At 55.4% G+C, this 18,190-nt stretch carries 14 protein-coding genes; 3 read left to right on the forward strand and 11 right to left on the reverse strand.

The features are described from left to right. Position 1: 1 nt before the first annotated feature. The 10 genes from Q8W32_RS03635 to Q8W32_RS03680 all read right to left on the reverse strand — a co-directional run bounded on the left by Q8W32_RS03635 (position 2) and on the right by Q8W32_RS03680 (position 12,476). Positions 2 to 388, reverse strand: coding sequence for a carboxymuconolactone decarboxylase family protein (locus Q8W32_RS03635; RefSeq protein WP_303434643.1), 387 nt, complete (start codon positions 386 to 388; stop codon positions 2 to 4). 203 nt (positions 389 to 591) lie between these two features. Further along, the gene (locus Q8W32_RS03640; protein WP_305413742.1) at positions 592 to 3,072 is read right to left on the reverse strand and encodes an RND family transporter; all 2,481 of its coding nucleotides are present in this window, start codon (positions 3,070 to 3,072) and stop codon (positions 592 to 594) included. A 2-nt stretch (positions 3,073 to 3,074) separates the two neighbouring features. Next, the gene (locus Q8W32_RS03645) at positions 3,075 to 4,235 is read right to left on the reverse strand and encodes a YCF48-related protein (RefSeq protein WP_305413744.1); all 1,161 of its coding nucleotides are present in this window, start codon (positions 4,233 to 4,235) and stop codon (positions 3,075 to 3,077) included. Between the two features lie 253 nt (positions 4,236 to 4,488). Further along, positions 4,489 to 5,868 (reverse strand): DUF1329 domain-containing protein, encoded by a 1,380-nt coding sequence (locus tag Q8W32_RS03650; RefSeq protein WP_305413745.1) that lies wholly within the window; start codon positions 5,866 to 5,868, stop codon positions 4,489 to 4,491. Positions 5,869 to 5,917: 49 nt separating this feature from the next. Then, a complete protein-coding gene (gene pepN / locus Q8W32_RS03655; RefSeq protein ID WP_305413746.1) occupies positions 5,918 to 8,563 on the reverse strand; it encodes an aminopeptidase N in 2,646 nt (881 codons plus the stop codon). 85 nt (positions 8,564 to 8,648) lie between these two features. Continuing rightward, positions 8,649 to 9,500, reverse strand: coding sequence for a DUF2797 domain-containing protein (locus tag Q8W32_RS03660; RefSeq protein ID WP_305413747.1), 852 nt, complete (start codon positions 9,498 to 9,500; stop codon positions 8,649 to 8,651). 4 nt (positions 9,501 to 9,504) lie between these two features. Beyond that, positions 9,505 to 9,768 (reverse strand): YeaC family protein, encoded by a 264-nt coding sequence (locus Q8W32_RS03665; RefSeq protein WP_303434649.1) that lies wholly within the window; start codon positions 9,766 to 9,768, stop codon positions 9,505 to 9,507. A 19-nt stretch (positions 9,769 to 9,787) separates the two neighbouring features. After that, entirely contained in the window at positions 9,788 to 10,633 is an 846-nt protein-coding gene (locus tag Q8W32_RS03670) for a rhomboid family intramembrane serine protease (protein WP_303434650.1), read from the reverse strand. Further along, positions 10,633 to 11,589 carry a metallophosphoesterase gene (locus tag Q8W32_RS03675; protein WP_303434651.1) on the reverse strand — a complete coding sequence of 319 codons (957 nt, stop codon included), beginning with the start codon at positions 11,587 to 11,589 and terminating at the stop codon, positions 10,633 to 10,635. The genes Q8W32_RS03670 and Q8W32_RS03675 overlap by 1 nt, the downstream gene beginning before the upstream one ends. Before the next feature lie 2 nt (positions 11,590 to 11,591). Next, positions 11,592 to 12,476 carry an NAD(+) kinase gene (locus tag Q8W32_RS03680; protein WP_303434652.1) on the reverse strand — a complete coding sequence of 295 codons (885 nt, stop codon included), beginning with the start codon at positions 12,474 to 12,476 and terminating at the stop codon, positions 11,592 to 11,594. A gap of 149 nt (positions 12,477 to 12,625) precedes the next feature. Between Q8W32_RS03680 and Q8W32_RS03685 the strand changes: the two genes are divergently transcribed. Beyond that, positions 12,626 to 13,486 (forward strand): DUF1853 family protein, encoded by an 861-nt coding sequence (locus Q8W32_RS03685; protein WP_305413749.1) that lies wholly within the window; start codon positions 12,626 to 12,628, stop codon positions 13,484 to 13,486. Here the strand turns inward: Q8W32_RS03685 and Q8W32_RS03690 are convergent. Further along, complete coding sequence (locus Q8W32_RS03690; protein WP_305413750.1) at positions 13,462 to 14,463, reverse strand: hypothetical protein; 1,002 nt, start codon at positions 14,461 to 14,463, stop codon at positions 13,462 to 13,464. The genes Q8W32_RS03685 and Q8W32_RS03690 overlap by 25 nt on opposite strands. Positions 14,464 to 14,933: 470 nt before the next feature. Here Q8W32_RS03690 and topA point away from each other — a divergent pair, with 470 nt between their 5' ends. Both topA and Q8W32_RS03700 read left to right on the forward strand, forming a co-directional pair. Further along, a complete protein-coding gene (gene topA / locus Q8W32_RS03695; protein WP_303434655.1) occupies positions 14,934 to 17,597 on the forward strand; it encodes a type I DNA topoisomerase in 2,664 nt (887 codons plus the stop codon). 115 nt (positions 17,598 to 17,712) lie between these two features. Continuing rightward, positions 17,713 to 18,180 (forward strand): ComEA family DNA-binding protein, encoded by a 468-nt coding sequence (locus Q8W32_RS03700; RefSeq protein WP_370693288.1) that lies wholly within the window; start codon positions 17,713 to 17,715, stop codon positions 18,178 to 18,180. Positions 18,181 to 18,190: the final 10 nt, after the last annotated feature.

The following is an 18,190-nucleotide window of genomic DNA, read 5'->3' on the forward strand; positions in this document are numbered from 1 at the left end:
GTCAGTCGTTTTCAAAGGCCGACAGGTCCAATACCTCTGCCGCCGCCCTGAAGGCTTCCTGAGTCGCTGGCGCTCCGCAATATGGCAAGCTGTGCAGCAACACTTCACGAATTTCCTGCGGCGTACAGCCGTTATTCAACGCCCCACGAATATGGCCTTTTAACTCAGCCGGCGACTTTAACGCCGTGAGCATGGCAATCGTAACCAGCGAACGTACATTACGCGGCAAACCATCACGCTGCCAGGTTGACCCCCAGGCATGTTCGTTAATCCAATCCTGCAAAGGCTCCGTCAGCGCTGTGGTATTTTGCTGCGCCCGCTGGACAAAATCTGCCCCCATAACTTCGGTCCGTACCTTGAGACCATTCGCCTTGCTCTGTTCCGACATAAACATTCTCCTGTCAGTCTTAAAACGGTGATAAGTACCAGAGCGTCAGATTATCAGGAAAGAAGATTCCCAGAACAATAAGGCCAGAAGATCAGAAGATCAGACCTCACACCAGTACGACATGAATTGCCGCACCGGAGCAGGTGGCCACGGATCGCCCTGGCGGGCGACCCGAGTGAGGTCAGGCAGACATAACGGGCACCCTACACCGCAGGTGGTACGCTTTGGTGAACGCGCTGATGCCGCTCCCGGATTTTTTCCGGGTTCAGTAACATGCTGGCCAGTGCAGGTAGCAATACCAGAGCACCGAGCATGTTCCAGAGGAACATAAAGGTCAGCAGGATGCCCATATCAGCCTGGAATTTGATCGGCGACAGCATCCAGGTAGCCACACCGATCGCCAGCGTCACGCCGGTAAAGCTGACCGCCTTGCCGGTAGAACGCAGGGTTTCCAGATAGGCATCCTTCAGCGACAGGCCAGAAATCAGCAGCGCCTCCAGTCGGTTGTAAATATAGATGCCATAGTCAACGCCAATCCCTACTCCCAGAGCAATCACCGGCAACGTGGCGACCTTGACGCCAATTCCCAGCCAGGTCATCAATGCTTGCCCCAGTATCGAAGTCAGCGCCAATGGCAGCAGGATACAGGCGACCGCAGTCAACGAGCGGAATGTCAGCAGACACAAACTAAACACCACCACATACACAAAAATCAGCATGGTATCTTGCGCATCGGCGATCACCTGATTGGTGGCGGCTTCGATCCCGGCATTACCGGAGGCCAGCTGCAGGCGCATAGGCACTGCATCTATCTTGCCTTCGGCAATGGCATCCTGGATGGCGTCGGCCCGCATGCCGAAGTACATCTCGTCCACTTGATCGTCGTATTCTGACTTGAAGGCTTCCACCGCATCCACCACGGTTTGTAACGTCTCCGCCTTGTGGTCGTTCAGATAGATAATCACCGGAGCCATGGAGCAGTCGGCATTCAGCAGCCCACCCGGTGCCCGCTGGATGGAGGTATTCAGAATGGTTTGGTTGCGCGACAGGGCGTACCAGTTAAGGTTGCCTTCATTCATCGCCTTGGTCACCAGCTTGGAGACCGTGACCAGCGACAAGGCAGACTGTACGCCGGGAACGTTTTCCATACGCCACATAAACCGGTCGAGCACATCCATCACCTTGAAGGTGTTACACATCTCGATCGGGGTTTCGGCCATCACCACCATCACGTCCGAACTGGTGGAATAGCTGGCTACCATAAAGTCGTTATCGAGGTTGTAGCGCGAGTCTGCCCGCAGTTCCGGCGCGCCCTTGTCCAGGTCGCCAATTTCCAGATCCTGGCTGTAATACACGCCAAACGCACCCAGCACCACGGCCAGCGACAGCACCGTAACGGCGTAGCGTTTATCGGTAAAACGACCCAGCCATTGCCAGATCACCGGATTGGCTTTTTCGGCCTTTTGCGCCTGGGCAATACCGGCGGGACTGATGCCAATGTACGACATCACAATCGGCACCAGTACCAGGTTGGTCACGATGATCATGGCAACCCCGACCGAGGCCGCAATGGCCAGTTCCTGAATCACGCCGATATCGATAAACAGCAAGGTCAGAAAACCCATCGCATCACTGAGCAGCGCCAACATGCCCGGCACATACAAACCGCGAAAGGCCTGACGTGCCGACGACATCTTGTCCAGCCCCTGGCCGGAATGAATGGCAATGCCATTGATCAGCTGCACGCCGTGACTGATACCGATGGCGAACACCAGAAACGGCACCAGCACCGAATACAGGTCGATACTGAACCCCAGCAGCGCCAGTGCTCCCAGCTGCCATACCACCGCAATCAGCGAAGCGGCAATCGGCACCAGCGTGCCTTTGGGGCAACGGGAATACAGATACAACAACACTGTCGTCATCAGCATCGCTGCCAGAAAGAAGTAGCCAATGGACACGGCACCATCAAGCAAGTCACCCAGTTTTTTGGGCGTGCCGGTGATGTAAATGCGAATGCTGTCGGACTGGTAGTGATCGCGAATCCGCTCTTCGAGCTGGTGCGACAGCGCCTGATAGCCAAGCTTTTCTCCCGTTTCCGGGTCACGCTCCAGCAGCGGAACATCGATCACCGTAGACACAAAATCGTTGGCGACCAGACGGCCCACTTGCCCTGATTTGAGAATATTCTGGCGTACTTGTTCGATACTGGCCGGACTGCCGTCATAATTGGCGGGAATCACCGGGCCACCCTGAAAGCCTTCTTCGGTCACTTCGGTCCAGCGGGTATTGGGGGTCCACAACGACTGCATGCCGGAGCGGTCAACACCAGTCACAAAAAAGACATCGTCGTTGATTTTACTCAGCGTTTGCAGATAGGCATCGTCAAAAATATCGCCCTCGACGGCGGCCACGGCAATCTTGATATTGGCCATGCCGCTTTTCATATCATCTTTATGCACCAGATAATTCTGGATATAGGGGTGCTGCAGCGGAATGTATTTTTCGATGCTGGAGTCCAGCCGGATCTGGGTCAGGCCAAAGGCAAACACCAGCGTCAGCAATGTCAGTACCATCAACACCAGCGAGCGATTGTTAAACAACACTCGCTCTAACAAGGGCTCTGTCTCTGGCGACAGAATAAAGTGTTCCGGCTCGGTCGAATAATGATGTTTCTGGGTCATGATTACTGCGCCTCCACAATTCGGGCAGCGCTGATCAGCTCACCACGACGATTAATACGCTGTATACCCACTTCACCCACCAGCACAAACCCCTCTTCGACGGCGGCCAATGCGGCAACCCCCTTGCGGCCTGCCAGGTTGATGATTTGAGTAGCCTGATTATCCAGTAATATCACGGTGCCTGAATTACCGACCAGTACCCGGCTACCGTTATCCATAGCCAGGCCCTGAAACAGGGTCTGTTCATTATCTAGCGCTAATTCGCGCCAGTGTGCCCCGGCATCGGTTGATTGAAACAGATGGCCTCGTAACCCCATCAAGGTCAGCTGATTAGCGCTGCTGATCATGCCAAACAGTGAGCCATCATAAGGGGACTCCAGTGCTTGCCAGCTGTCACCGTTATCCGTGGATGTCAGGATCAATCCCATTTCGCCAACAATAAATAATTGTCCATACGCAGCCTGGGTCAGGCTGTTCAGGTGGGAACGTTCTGTTAATGGCAAGCGCGAGGTAAATTCGCTCCAGCTGTCACCGCCGTTATGGGTTTCAAACGCCATCCCGTAAGCCCCGACGGCCAGACCATGCTTATCATCAAGAAACAGCACGTCCAGTAACGGCTTGGTTGAGCCAATCGACACATCGTACTCAGCATCTTCAACCGCAAACATGGCGGTTTCCAGCACGATTTCGGCTTCCTCAAGTGCCTCTTCGTCGCGCTCGTCAGTCTCTTCAAGGCTGGCCAGCGCTGCTTCCGCCTGACTTAACAAACGCTCAGAGGCTTCAACCATGGCGTCGTTGGCAACAAAACCATCCAGCTGCTTGCGCCAGTTCAGGCCGCCATCCTCGGTTGCCAATATAATGCCGTCATGGCCGACAGCCCAGCCATGGCGCGCATCGGCAAAACTCACAGCGGTCAGAGTCACGCTGACAGGCACTTGTGCCTGTTGCCAGCTCGCTCCCTGATCATCGGAATACAGGATATGACCAAAAGCCCCCACTGCCACCAGCCGCCCACCGGCCTGGGTGATATCAAGCAGTAAGGCAGTATGGGCTTTTGCGCTGGTTTGCGCGGGGGTTTGCAAGGGATCGACCCATTGTGCCAATGCGGTCGTTGTCACCAGAGACAGGGTGACCATAAAGCAATATGCCTTGATCAGACGCATCAAGAACTCCGTTATTATTATGATGTTGATGGGACAGGCAAGCAGCTCTTTATGTGAACAAAAGGAACAACTCTATATCCTAATATTTGGATAATCGCATGCCTTGAAGAGTTTGCCAATACAGTAGCGCATTCAATAACAGTCCAGACCAGCCCGAATCCGGGCTGATTGATGCCTGGCGTAGCGGCCCTAGTGCCAACAAGAATAGTCGCGAATGCGGTCGTTCGCCGGGTTCACCCACCCGGATGGCAAGTCAATCGGCGTCGACCCTGATTACCTCAACCGGCAGATCAAATCGCCGGACGTCGTCCTGACCGGATTCCAACCCGGTGATGCTATAGCGGCCACTCGAAAGGTCATGAATCACAGTCGCCGCCGACAGTACCCCCGGCAGCTCATAGAAACTTTTCAGCAGCCCCAGCCCGACCCGTTGTAACTGGCCATCGGCCCCATAAAAATCCGCCAGAGCAATCTGCCAACTGTCTTCATCTATATAATAGACCCGTTTGCGATAACGGTTACTGGCACCTTTTTTCAAGGTACCGTCCACCACCCAGACACGATGCTTTTCAAACCGCAAGGCGGAGCTGGCCAAATGCCCCGGCCCTAGCAAGGTGTCATCACCCAGGGTTTCAAAACGGTAATTGTTGTAAGGGATATACAGCTCGCGTTTACCCAACAGCAACCAGTGATATGACTGCGATGAACCACTGAACAAGGCAATGTCTTCTGTCCCCCGCAGGGTCGGGTCCCAGCCATCCGGCCAGGCACCTTGCTGACGACGATAGCCATACTCTCGCCCTTCTTTTACCTTCAATTGATCCGAGACCCGTAACAGCCCGGCTCCGATAGCGCTCCACTGGCGCTGGAACAAGGTCATGTTTTTGCGTTCGGTATGACCAGTACGCCGGTCCGGTTCACACTGTGACAGAGGCAAGAAACAACGCGATCGCTGCCAGTAATACGGGTAGTTTTCTTGCACCCGCCAACGGATAGCTTGCCGGTGCTGGCCAGATACCTGTATCTCACGCCATTGCGCCTGGAGCTGCTCCCCTTGCCAGCGAGCGGCATGGTTCCAGATGGCTTGCACACCATTGTCCGGTATCGGGAACGGAATGCCGCCCCAGGCATAATAAAACCCGGGGCCATCCCGACTGGTTTCGGTCCGAATAACGTTTTGGTAGGTTTGTTCGTACACCATATCCGGTGCAGCCGCGGTACGGCGAGAAGGATAAACCGGCAGATAAAAACTGTCGGGATAACGTTCCAACAGAGCCTGCAGGCCCGGAGTTACAAAAGAACGATAGTCTGGCAGGTTGCCTGCCGCGATCCGAAACAACGCGGATTCTCCGGCAAAAGGGTCAATATGAGGTTGCCCTGCCCGCTGATAACCCAGCGGTGGCATGCGCAAGCCTCCCCGCCAGTCCGGGATATCGGTGCCGTTACCGGCTCGAGTGGCTCCCAGCGGGGTTAACTGATCCGACAGGCTGCCGGCACGTTCCAGCCGCATGGCCAATGCGGCATCGTCCAGCTCGGCAGCGAGATAATCCGCAGGATAACTGACCTCAAGCGCCTGGACTCCCGGCGTCAGCCACCCCCATAACGGCCATGTTAATAACCACCAGCGCCACAAACAGGACATCCTCCAGCATCACTCAGACAACAACGCAGCGCCTGGCGGGTCAGGCCAGGCTTTTGCTCACGATTTCATACACATCACGGGACAGGTCTGGTTGCGCCGCAACCCGTTCCAGCTGTTCTTTCATCTGTTCCGACAGTGCCGGTACCAAGCGTCGCCATTTGGTTAATGGTGTCAGCAAGCGTGAGGCAATCTGGGGGTTGGTGGCATTCAGACGAATAACGGCATCCGCCAGCAAGCGATAACCACTGCCATCCTGAGCATGGAAGTGACACAGCGCCTGATTGGCAAAAGCACCAATCACAGAGCGAATCTTGTTCGGGTTACGCCAGTCAAAGGCTTCGTGCTCCAGCAACTGCTGGATACGACTGAGTGTACCAAGATCGGCAGAACCAGCTTGTACCGATAACCACTGGTTCACCACCAGCGCATCGTTTTGCCATTGCTGGTAGAACGCTTCCAGGCTCTGTTGTGCCAGCTCGTCATCACCACTGCAAATCAGGGCCTGCAACGCCGCCATCTGATCGGTCATATTGTCGCTACTGCCAAACTGCGCCAATGCCTGACGAACTCCGGCATCGGACGCTACGCTCCAGTAACTCAGCGCCAGGTTTTTCAGCGTGCGGGCGGCCATTTGTTGTGGTTCTGGCTGATATTCGGCATGACTGAGCAGACGTTGATAGCAGGCAGCAAACTGTTCGTTCAGCGCCATCGCCATCGCCAGACGCACCCGTTGACGGCCAAGGTGAATCGCATGAGGGTCAACCTGATCGCTGAACTCAGCAATATAGGCTTCTGACGGCAAGGTCAGCAGGTAGCTGACCATGGCTGGATCAAGAGTATCGTCAGACAGCAGTTCGGCCATCACCTGACGAGCATCCTCCGGCAGTTCAAATTCATCCAGACGGGCCTGGTCGATCCAGCCCAGCATCAGACGCTGACCGGCGTCCCAGCGGTTGAACCCATCACTGTCATGCTGCAGGCGGAACAACAAGTCTTGCGCACTTTGTTCAAACTCGACCTTGACCGGTGCCGAGAAGTCACGGAATAACGACAGTACCGGCTGGCTCTCCAGCCCGGAGAACACAAAGGTTTGCTCGGCTTCGGTCAAGTGCAGCACCTGGCTGGCTGCAGTCCAGGTTTCCATACCCGCGGCGTTCACCGAGGGGGTCACCTGTACCGGCAAATCCTGCCCCCTGGCATCAAGCAGACCCAGCTGTACCGGAATCCACATCGGCTGTTTGTTGGTTTGTCCCGGGGTGTCTGGGCATTGCTGACGCAAGGTCAGGTACAAGGCCTGCTCGTCGGCACGATAGTCAACCTCCGCGCTAACCACTGGCGTACCCGCTTGCTTGTACCAACGCTTGAATAAAGTCAGATCAATACCGTTGGCATCTTCCATGGCAGCAACAAAATCATGGATAGTGACGGCCTGACCATCATGGCGCTCGAAATACAGATCCGACCCTTTGCGGAAACCATCGGCTCCGAGAATCTTGTGGATCATACCCACCACTTCTGCGCCTTTTTCGTAGATGGTTACGGTATAAAAGTTGGCAATTTCAATAAAGGAATCCGGCTGTACCGGATGCGCCATCGGGCCGCCGTCTTCAGCAAACTGTACCGTACGCACCATACGGGCATCTTCGATACGCTTGACTGTGGCTGAGTGCATATCCGCCGAGAAGCTGGCATCCCGGAAAACAGTAAACCCTTCTTTCAGGCTGAGCTGGAACCAGTCGCGGCAGGTTACCCGGTTGCCCGACCAGTTGTGGAAGTATTCATGGGCGACAATGGCTTCGATACGTTGATAGGCGGCATCGGTGGCAGTAGCCGGGTTGGCCAGTACACAGGAGGAGTTAAAGACGTTTAAGCCCTTGTTTTCCATTGCGCCCATATTGAAGTCATCCACGGCCACAATCATAAAGATATCCAGATCGTACTCACGACCATAGACTTCTTCGTCCCAGCGCATGGAACGCTTGAGTGCGTCTAGCGCATATTCCGTCTTGTCGATATTCTGTGGTTCAACAAAAATTCTCAGGGTGACATCGCGACCACTCATGGTGGTGAAATGGTCTTCCTTGTGCAGCAGATCTCCCGCCACCAGCGCAAACAGATAGGCCGGTTTACGGTGTGGGTCAAGCCAGCTTACCTGGCGGCGACCGTCGGCCAGGGTTTCGTCCGCGATACAGTTGCCGTTCGACAGCATTACCGGGTAACGCTCGCCGTCGGCAATAATATGGGTGGTGAACACCGACATCACATCCGGGCGATCCAGATAATAGGTAATACGGCGGAACCCTTCCGCTTCACACTGGGTACAGTACATGCCACCGGAGCGGTACAGACCTTCCAGCGCGGTATTCGCTGCCGGATCAATACGCGTCACAATGCTCAGCTGGTGCTGTTGTGCCAGACCGGTGATGGTTAATGAATCGTCGGTCACAGTGTAGGCATCCGCCGCCAGCGTGGTGCCATCCAGCGTCAGTTGCAGCAGCTCCAGCTGTTGACCCTGTAATTCCAGCACACCGGACTGATTGCCGGCGTTGTTGGCTTCCAACGTCAATACCGCGGTCACAACGGTGGCATCCTCTTGCAGCTCAAACGTCAGTTCCGTCTGGTTGATCCAGTATTCCGGCTGACAATAGTCTTTCAGGTAAATACTTTGGGGTTGGGCATCACGCATGGATATTTTTCCTTCTGAAGTCGGTTCACTCCGCCGCCCTGGCCATCGAATCATGAAAGGCCTTGTGATCAGGCGGGCGTATTAATCAGATCGCATCAATATGAGTCAGAGTGACCTGATAACTGGTGTATTTGCGCAGATTGATGACGCCACTATCCAGCATCAGATACTGCCCCTTGATACCAAGTAGCCGCCCTTGCAGCTCTGGTGTCTTGTCCAGGTTGTGGCTGGTTACCTTGGTGGGGTATTCCAGCACAGGGTAATGAAAACTGTGCGACACAGTACGACTGGCGGGTAACCATTCAATGGCATCGTCGCCCAACTGGTCGGTCAGTGCGCGAATCGGGTCGTCGAGCTCGGCCAGCAAGTCATCCCGGGCGGCGCCCAGGTCGAGTAACGGGTTCTGGCCTTTCAGCATCGTCCGCCAGTTGGTTTTGTCGGCAACCCGTTGACGCAGCAGGTCTTCCAGCATTCCGGACACACGACGGCTGGCAACTCTGGCAATGGCCATGCCCTGTACGGCCCCCTGATCCAGCCAGCGGGTGGGCAGCTGACCGGCACGGGTAATACCGACCTTGATGCCGGACGAGTTGGCCAGGTAAACATAATGAGGCTGAAAACATACCTGTTCTGCCCAGTCCGGCTCGCGGCAGGTACCCAGATGAAAATGACAGGTTTCCGGGCTCATCATGCAGCGGTCGCACTGGGCCAGTTTGCTGAAACAGGGATAACAATACCCCTGGCTGAAACTTTTCCGGGTGCTGCGGCCACAGGCACAACAGTGAATGGCACCTTGCCAGCTCAATGCCACACGCTGGCCGATCAGGGCATTCATATCGATCTGGTCACGCCCCAGTGACAAGCGGTAAGCCACTTGTCCATCAGCCGCAGCCGTCGCGGCCATTTTGCTGAGCGCACCCTGGTAACGGTCGGTCATGGGCTTACTGCAGCGTCAATGGCTGAACGTCATCATCACGGCCAATGGTCTCAACGTTGCCACTGGCACAGGCGCCACCGACATAACCTACCCGTTGTTCGGCCGGTACCTGATGGGTAATTTCATAGTGCAGAATGGCTTCCATACACAGTTCGCGCTGGCCTTCCTGCAACGCGGTGCCATTGGGCCATTTGCCCAGCGCCACGGCGTTTTTGAGGTTTTCATAGACGGCCGGGGTCAGCGACTGGATCAGATCTTGTAATGTCATCGTTTTATCTCCAAACAATTTACGTATCGGGGGCAGCTGGTCGCTTGCTCGGCCACACCGTGGCCAGCAACATGCCGGCGATCAAGCCACCCAGGTGCGCACCATGAGCAATACCGGTCAGGCCCGGTATCAGACTGTCACTCATCATGGTCAGCAGCAGCCAGCCCACCATCACAGGCAGCAGCATGGCCGGGATGGAGTACGACAGCTTGCGCTGATATTGCCGCCAGCCGACCCAACCCAGCAGTCCCAGAGTGACACCGGACAGCCCACCAAAACCGGGGCCGCCATACCACCACTGCACCAGGTTGCCCACCAATCCTGTGATCAGGGTCAACAGTAGCAACATGCGCGAGCCATCATGCTGTTCGATACTGCGCCCCAGAATCCACCACCACATGCTGTTAAACACCAAATGGACCAGCGAAAAATGCACCAGTATCGGTTTAAGCCAGGCCAGCAAGCCGATGTCCAGATAGGTGGCCAGCTGCATCCGCTGCTCCGGCCACAGGCCATCTCCGGGTTGCACCCAGGCCAACCAGTCGGTCGAAATGTGCATCCAGCCAAAAATCAGTACCAGTACCAGGCTCATTGCCAGAGTCACCGGTACTTGCGCCAGGGTCAGAATAAACGCCACCAGCGGCCGGGGCTTACCGGTCTCGACCTCTGGTTTGCCCAGCTGGCCTTCCCGCCACTGCTCGACCCAGCTCCGTACCTGGGCAATATCAGCCTCATGGGCCAGGTACAGGTGTTGCTGACCCTCCACCATGATCACCCGGTGCGCGATACGATGCGCCCATAATTGTTGTGTGAGCGGCGACAGATCAACCGCCGCATCCGCCACCAGTACCAGCAAAGCTTCCATCAGCGCTCGTTCTTGTCCACTCTGACCCAGGTGAATTTATTGGGCTGTAGTTGATGTTCAGTATCCATGCGATAGGCCACCAGGCGGCCATATTTCACGGCACTATAATCGATACACGCCAGATTGGTACTCAAGGGTGACGGAATACCTGACATCCAGTAATGACCAAAAAACAGCGGTTTTTCTTCCGTGCTGTAATACAGCAGCTGACGTTTCTCTGCCTCACTCAACAGCGAATGCTGTAAATCCTCTGGTAAGGGATCGGGCTGAAACAGGACATCACTGTAGCGCTGGGGGTCATGCTCCCAGAACTTGGTGCGGAAAAATTGCCGTACAAAGCCATCGGTAGCGGTCATGGAGCGGCCTTGTGGCAGCTTCAGCGAGGTGCCACGCAGCATCCGGTCAAGGAACTTGTGCAGGAAGCTGGCAGGATCAACCGATTCCAGCAGCAGCTGGCGATCCAGCTGATTACCACCGTAGCGGGCGATATATTCGGCGATCATATCGCTGTCCCAGCAAGCGTGTACAACCCGAAAATGGTCGTATTCGGCAAACAGTGGCCGCTCCAGAAACCAGTCGAGCATATCGTTCAGCTCTTGCGGATGGTGGGCAAATTGCTCCATCGTGGCTTCAACAATATGGCTGTTGCGGCGTGTGTGTTCACGCAAAAACGGTTGCCGCATACCGGCGGGAGCCTTGGTACAGTAGGTAATCAGGTTGTACTCGTGATTCCCCATCAGCATTTCTGCTTCACCGGCCTCGACCATATTCCGCACGACTTCACAGGCCAGTCGAATATGAGGGCCACGATCCACAACATCACCCACAAACACGGCCTTGCGCGTATTATGACGATAAACGCCATGCTGCTTGCGATAACCCATTTGCTCCAGCAAGGTAACAAGGGTATCGCCACAGCCATGTATATCCCCGATCAGATCATATCCCTGGTGCATATTCAGTCTCCAAGGTTACTGCTCCAGCCCAATTTGGTGCGGCATATCTCGTAGAAGTTATGCCCTTTGGGGTGAATCAATTTAAACTTGTGCGCTTTTTTCCGGATGGTAATCACATCACCGGGCGCACATGGAAGATGGGTTTGACCATCACAGCTGAGCGTTGGATAAATATCCAGATCGCCATCAATATGGATTTTGATTTCGCTTTTGCCATCCACCACTATAGGCCGACTCGACAAGGTATGTGGAAACATCGGTACCAGTACCAGAGCATCCAGTTTGGGATGCATGATCGGCCCGCCACCGGATAACGAATACGCCGTCGAACCGGTCGGAGTGGACACAATCAAGCCGTCTGACCGCAGGTTATAAACGTACTGTCCTTCGATATACAGGTCGAAAGCAATCATGCGAGCCGACTTGCCCGGGTGTAACACCACATCATTCAGGGCCGCAGCCCCACCGATCGGATTACCATCCCGTTTGACTTCTGCATCCAGCAAAAATCGCAGTTCACTGGTGTATTCGCCATGCAAAACCGCAAGCACTTCGTCACACATGGTGTCGCCAGGGCTGATGTCGGTCAGAAAACCAAGACGGCCACGGTTAATACCCAGTACCGGAATATGGTACTTGGCCAAAGCACGAGCCGCCCCAAGCAAGCTGCCATCACCTCCGACCACAATCACCAGGTCGCAGATTTCACCCAGCAAATTGACCTTGCTGACCTGCATATTATGGCCCGGAATCACCTCAGCAATGCGATCGTCGAGAATGACGTAATATCCCTCATCGGTCAGAAAGCGGGATAATCGCTTGACGGTTTCAATGACCTTGTTACTGTTCAAGCGGCCGATAAGGCCTATATTACGAAACTCTTCCATCACCTTAACCCAAGTCGTTGTTATCGATGCAGCCTGTAACCGGCGCTGCGATGCCACCCAATCCTGCCAAATGGATACTGCCAGTGTCGGGAGAGTGAAGTGCGCGATTTATATCACAGCAACTACCAAAAGGCTTGTTGACCTGACGCATGCAAATCTCCGAAGACGCCTTTTTCCAACTGCCAGACAAACACATCCGTGATTTGACCTGGGCGCTGACATCGCCCTCATTACTGGCCTGCCCCTGGTCACCATCCCAGCCACCATGGCTGGAATCCCTCTGTCAGCAGGCCGGTTGCCCGACCCAGTGGCATCACACCAGACGCAGTGAACAGAGCCGCCTCGGGCTGGTGTTTGAGTCGCTCTGGCACGAATGGCTACAGCACAGCGGCTGGCGCTGGGATGCCAATATCCAGATCGCCGGACGCGATCGTACCCTCGGTGAACTTGATCTGCTGATCGATAACGGTCAGCAACAATGGCACCTTGAACTGGCCCTAAAGTTTTATCTTGGCATTGGCAATGACTGGATCGGTGCCAATCGCCGGGATCGACTGGCGAACAAATTGCGCCACACCTATGAACAGCAACTCCCTCTGGCCCGCCATCCACAGGCACAGCCACTGCTGGCGACACGGGGCTGGTTTCCGCGCCGGTCGGAAGCCGTCTTCCGTGGTTGCCTGTTCTACCCGGCCAATCCTGCCATCACTGCCCAGCGACCGGCGGAAGTGAATCCTCACCACTGGCAAGGTCGCTGGTGTCATGCCAGTGAGTTGCAAGAACATATCCGCACTGGCCATTGGGTCATTCTGGCCCGCGATGAATGGCTCAGCCCGGTCTTGTCTCCGGTGGCCGCCAGCGCAGCCGATATCGTGCAATTGCTGCAGTGCCATTTTCGTTATCTGGATATCCCGCTCTGCCTGGCCCGGGTCAGGCCACAGCAGCCATACTGGGCAGAGCAGCAACGCTGGATGGTTGTTGCAGATCATTGGCCCAACGAACGGACCTGAGCGACCTGGCCGCCAGCAGATACATCGACATCCAGGCCGATCCCCCGTCGGCCCTGCAACCCGCCGCCATGAATCAGCAGAACGGATTGCCCCTGCCACAACGCAGCATGCTGTAACCAGGTGTCGACCAGGGGCGCACCGTACACCGGATCGAGCGGTAACCCCTGACGGTCAAAGGCGGTGATTTGCCCTCGCAACGCATCGGATTGCGCCCCGAAACGGCGCATGCTGCTGGCAACAATCTGCCATGACCGACCGGCAAACAACCGCTGCCAGCGTTGCGCCAGAGCGCCATGATCGGCAACGGTATTCACCGCCACCAGATGTACATCAGCGGGCAGCCTTGGCAACAAGCGCTCGGCTGTTGTCCCGCTGCCGGCTGCCAGCCACACCTGATCATATCCGGCACAGACAGCCGCCAAGGCCGCAAATGCCTGCGCCCCGGGATCTTGCTGGTCATCGCCATCAAGCCCTGACAACAGCGCCATCTCTGTCGATGCCGCCCAGGCCCCACCCTCGCCGATAAAATAGCTGTCAGTCGCCGCCGACCAGTGGCGCTGCCAGTCCTGGTCATAGCGCTGGCGATAATCAACTCTGGACTGGAATACCAGCTGCATGCCCCAATCGACACAATCCTGCAAGGTTGCCGTCAACGGCACATCGTCATAACCCCGTACCAGGCCGGTTGTACGAACCCCAGCCCACTGCCCCAGAAATGCCACCGCATGCAAATGATTTGACCAGACACCTCCCGGCGTTACCCAGCCGGAACGGCCACTGCCCTGCCAGGGCTGCCAGTGACACAACAGTTTGAACAGCTTGTTACCCGACAGCACCGGATGGATACGATCCAGCCGCAACACAGACACACCGGATGTATCGATATCAGCCTGAAGCGGAAAACGTTCCACCTCCAGATCATGGCACAAAGACAGCAACTTCTGGGCAGCCCCAAAACCCGTCAAAGAAGAAAACACAGCAGTCATTCCTTATCGGCTGTTACCCCAAAAGGTCAATCAACCCGTATTGAACGCCACAGCACAGTGAATAATTTGTCGCCGCCATCATACTCCTATTAAAGAAGGCTCTGGCCAGAGTCGGATAGCTTAATTGGCAAGCTGGTCAGCAGCCCCTGAAATCAGTATTTGGCCAGCACTCACTAACCGGCAACAAGTCAGGCAGCATAAGCCTGACAGCACAGCCGCAGCATCAACCCAGAACAACAAATCCCCCTACTGGGGATACCCCGAACCATTCATAAAAGTTACTTAAAAATACTTGGTCAAAATTGATATTTTGCGTAAAAAACGACCTCGTTTTTTACTGTTCATGGCAGAGAATGTGCAGAAGTTCCTTGCTTCAGGCTTGACCAAACCCAGGGGTCTACCTATAAAGTGTCGCCACAACTGGGCTGAGTTAACACGTATTTAAGGGTAAAACGGAGAATATGGGCAGATCGCTGGTAATTGTGGAATCGCCTGCCAAGGCGAAAACCATCAATAAGTACTTGGGTAAGGACTTTATCGTCAAGTCCAGCGTCGGCCACGTGCGCGATTTGCCTACATCCGGTTCCGCGTCAACAAGCGATCCGAAGGAGCGTGCCAAACAGGCCGCCCTGACGCGCAAAATGTCGCCGGAGAAAAAAGCGATCTACAAGGCTCGCAAAGCCAAGGAACAGCTGATCAACCGCATGGGCATCGACCCGGAAAACGGTTGGGAAGCCCACTACCAGATTTTGCCGGGCAAGGAAAAGGTCGTCGACGAACTCAAACGCCTGGCCAAGGATGCCGACCAGATTTATCTGGCGACGGATTTGGACCGCGAGGGAGAAGCCATCGCCTGGCACCTTCGTGAGATTATTGGCGGCCAAGACGAGCAATATCGTCGAGTGGTATTTAACGAGATCACCAAAAAAGCCATTCAAAAAGCCTTTGAACAGCCCTCCGACCTGAATATGAACCGCGTCAATGCCCAACAGGCACGGCGCTTCCTCGATCGCGTGGTGGGCTTTATGCTGTCGCCACTGCTGTGGAGCAAAATTGCCCGCGGCCTGTCAGCCGGACGTGTGCAATCGGTAGCCGTGCGCCTGATTGTCGAGCGCGAGCGGGAAATCCGCGCCTTTATTCCAGAAGAATTCTGGGAAGCCTTTGCCAACCTCAGTACCGACAGCGGTGAAGTGTTACGGGCGCAGCTGATTCGCTATCAAGGCAAGGAATTCCGCCCCACCAATGCCGCCGATACCCATGCCCTGATCGACCAGCTGAGCAAATTGCCCTTTGCCGTCAGCAAGCGTGAAGACAAGCCCACCAGCTCCAGGCCGGCAGCGCCATTTATTACCTCCACCCTGCAACAAGCGGCCAGCACCCGCATGGGCTTCAGCGTCAAGAAAACCATGACCCTGGCCCAACGGCTGTACGAGGCCGGTTACATCACCTATATGCGTACCGACTCCACCAATCTGAGTCAGGATGCTGTCGCCAGTGTGCGTGACTACATCCAGGACAAGTTAGGGGAGCAATACCTGCCCGACCAACCACGCATTTACAGCAGCAAGGCAGGTGCACAAGAGGCGCACGAAGCCATCCGGGTTTCCGATGTCACCCTGCGGGCCGCCGACCTCAGCAGCATGGAACCGGATGCCCAGCGCCTTTACGATCTGATCTGGCGTCGTTTTGTTGCCTGTCAAACCGCCGATGCCAAATTCACCAGCTCCAGTATTACCACCAGTGCTGGCGATTTCGATTTAAAAACCCGTGGCCGGGTTATCCGCTTTGATGGTCATTTGCGCGTACTGACCTCCGGTGGTGGCAAGGACGATGACGTCTTGCTGCCCGATGTGGCCGAAGGTGATCACCTCAATCTGATTGAGCTGGAACCCAAGCAGCATTTCACCAAACCATCGCCGCGCTTCTCTGAAGCCGCCCTGGTAAAAGAGCTCGAAAAACGTGGTATTGGTCGCCCATCCACCTACGCCTCGATTATTTCCACCATTCAGGAACGTGGTTACGTCAGCCTCAAGGGCCGTCGTTTTTACGCTGAAAAAATGGGCGATATCGTCACCAGTCGTCTGGTCGAAAACTTCGATGACCTGATGGATTTTGGCTTTACCGCCAGCATGGAAGAAAAGCTCGACCATATTGCCGATGGCGACAGCAACTGGACCGAAGTACTGGACAATTTTTACGGCGGCTTCCAGAAAAAACTGGACAGTGCCGGTGAAGACGGTGGCATGCGTCCGAATACCCCGGTCGATACCGATATTCCCTGCCCGACCTGTGGTCGCCATATGCAGATCCGCACCGGCTCCACGGGTGTCTTCCTCGGCTGCTCCGGCTACTCACTGCCGCCCAAGGAACGCTGCACCCAGACGCTGAACCTGATCCCCGGCGAAGAAGCCATCTCCGCCGATGAAGACGAAGAAGCAGAAAGCCGTCGCCTGATGGAAAAACGTCGCTGCCCGATCTGCGACAACGCCATGGACAGCTACCTGCTTGATGAACAGCGCAAGGTACATATTTGCGGCAACAACCCGGATTGCGTCGGCGTTGAAGTCGAAACGGGCCAGTTCAAGATCAAGGGATACGACGGCCCGACACTGGAATGCGACAAATGCGGCAGTGAAATGCAGCTCAAATCTGGCCGCTTTGGCAAATACTTTGGCTGCACCAACAGTGAATGTAAAAACACCCGCAAGTTGCTCAAAAGCGGGGAAGCTGCGCCACCGAAAATGGACCCGGTCCCCATGCCGGAACTGAAGTGCCTGAAAGTCGACGATACCTATGTATTGCGAGACGGCGCATCGGGCCTGTTCCTGGCCGCCAGCCAGTTCCCGAAAAACCGCGAAACCCGTCCGCCACAAGTACAAGAGTTATTAGCTCATCAGGCGGAACTGCCACAAAAGTACCACTTCCTGCTGGATGCTCCGCGAACCGACAAGGACAACAACCCTTCCGTCATTCGCTACAGTCGCAAAAGCAAGGAACAGTACGTGATGTCGGAAGTTGAAGGTAAGGCTACCGGCTGGTCAGCCTGGTATAAAGACGGACAATGGGTTGAAGAAACCAAGAAAAAAGCCTCACCCAAAAAGACGACAAAAGCCGCTGACAAGTAGCGATAAATCGCCCTTTAGACTGAACCGGCGGCTCTTCGGATAAGAGTTTCGCCGGATTCAAAACCGGATAGTTGATTGCTAGTTTGACATCTCACCCCATCAAGGAGATGTCGACATGATGTCATTTAAAACCGATCCGACGACTTCATTATTCCAGCGAACCCTGCAAACCCTGCTCATGGCCCTGTTGTTGGCCACCGCCACCGCCGCCTACAGTGACGCCAGTAGCAACCCCTTCTCCACGACCTTCAGCATCCCCGGCCTTACCGACCTCAGTGGCGCACAACCACCACAACCACAGAAACAAGGGGCTGCCCTGCTCGCAGTCAACGATAGCTCTGGAAACACGCCCAGTGCCGTTGAAGCCACGACGACCACAGCCATGGCCAGTAAAATCAATATCAACACCGCCAGCGTCGATGCGCTGACGCACCTTCAAGGTATAGGCACCGTCAAGGCCGAAGCCATCGTGCGTTACCGCCAGGAAAATGGCCCGTTCAACAGCATCGAAGACCTCGCTCAGGTACGAGGCATTGGCAGTGCCACCATTGAAAAGAACCGCTGGCTGGTAACGACCCAGTGATGGCTAAACC

It is taken from the genome of Oceanobacter sp. 3_MG-2023, from assembly GCF_030688925.1.
Taxonomy (GTDB): domain Bacteria; phylum Pseudomonadota; class Gammaproteobacteria; order Pseudomonadales; family Oceanobacteraceae; genus Oceanobacter.

What these genes read in the sequence shown, in the direction of transcription:
- Q8W32_RS03635 (WP_303434643.1), bottom strand. Translation starts at nt 388, where the DNA reads ATGTCGGAACAGAGCAAGGCGAATGGTCTCAAGGTACGGACCGAAGTT.
- Q8W32_RS03640 (WP_305413742.1), bottom strand. Translation starts at nt 3,072, where the DNA reads ATGACCCAGAAACATCATTATTCGACCGAGCCGGAACACTTTATTCTG.
- Q8W32_RS03645 (WP_305413744.1), bottom strand. Translation starts at nt 4,235, where the DNA reads ATGCGTCTGATCAAGGCATATTGCTTTATGGTCACCCTGTCTCTGGTG.
- pepN (WP_305413746.1), bottom strand. Translation starts at nt 8,563, where the DNA reads ATGCGTGATGCCCAACCCCAAAGTATTTACCTGAAAGACTATTGTCAG.
- Q8W32_RS03660 (WP_305413747.1), bottom strand. Translation starts at nt 9,500, where the DNA reads ATGACCGACCGTTACCAGGGTGCGCTCAGCAAAATGGCCGCGACGGCT.
- Q8W32_RS03665 (WP_303434649.1), bottom strand. Translation starts at nt 9,768, where the DNA reads ATGACATTACAAGATCTGATCCAGTCGCTGACCCCGGCCGTCTATGAA.
- Q8W32_RS03670 (WP_303434650.1), bottom strand. Translation starts at nt 10,633, where the DNA reads ATGGAAGCTTTGCTGGTACTGGTGGCGGATGCGGCGGTTGATCTGTCG.
- Q8W32_RS03675 (WP_303434651.1), bottom strand. Translation starts at nt 11,589, where the DNA reads ATGCACCAGGGATATGATCTGATCGGGGATATACATGGCTGTGGCGAT.
- Q8W32_RS03680 (WP_303434652.1), bottom strand. Translation starts at nt 12,476, where the DNA reads ATGGAAGAGTTTCGTAATATAGGCCTTATCGGCCGCTTGAACAGTAAC.
- Q8W32_RS03685 (WP_305413749.1), top strand. Translation starts at nt 12,626, where the DNA reads ATGCAAATCTCCGAAGACGCCTTTTTCCAACTGCCAGACAAACACATC.
- topA (WP_303434655.1), top strand. Translation starts at nt 14,934, where the DNA reads ATGGGCAGATCGCTGGTAATTGTGGAATCGCCTGCCAAGGCGAAAACC.
- Q8W32_RS03700 (WP_370693288.1), top strand. Translation starts at nt 17,713, where the DNA reads ATGATGTCATTTAAAACCGATCCGACGACTTCATTATTCCAGCGAACC.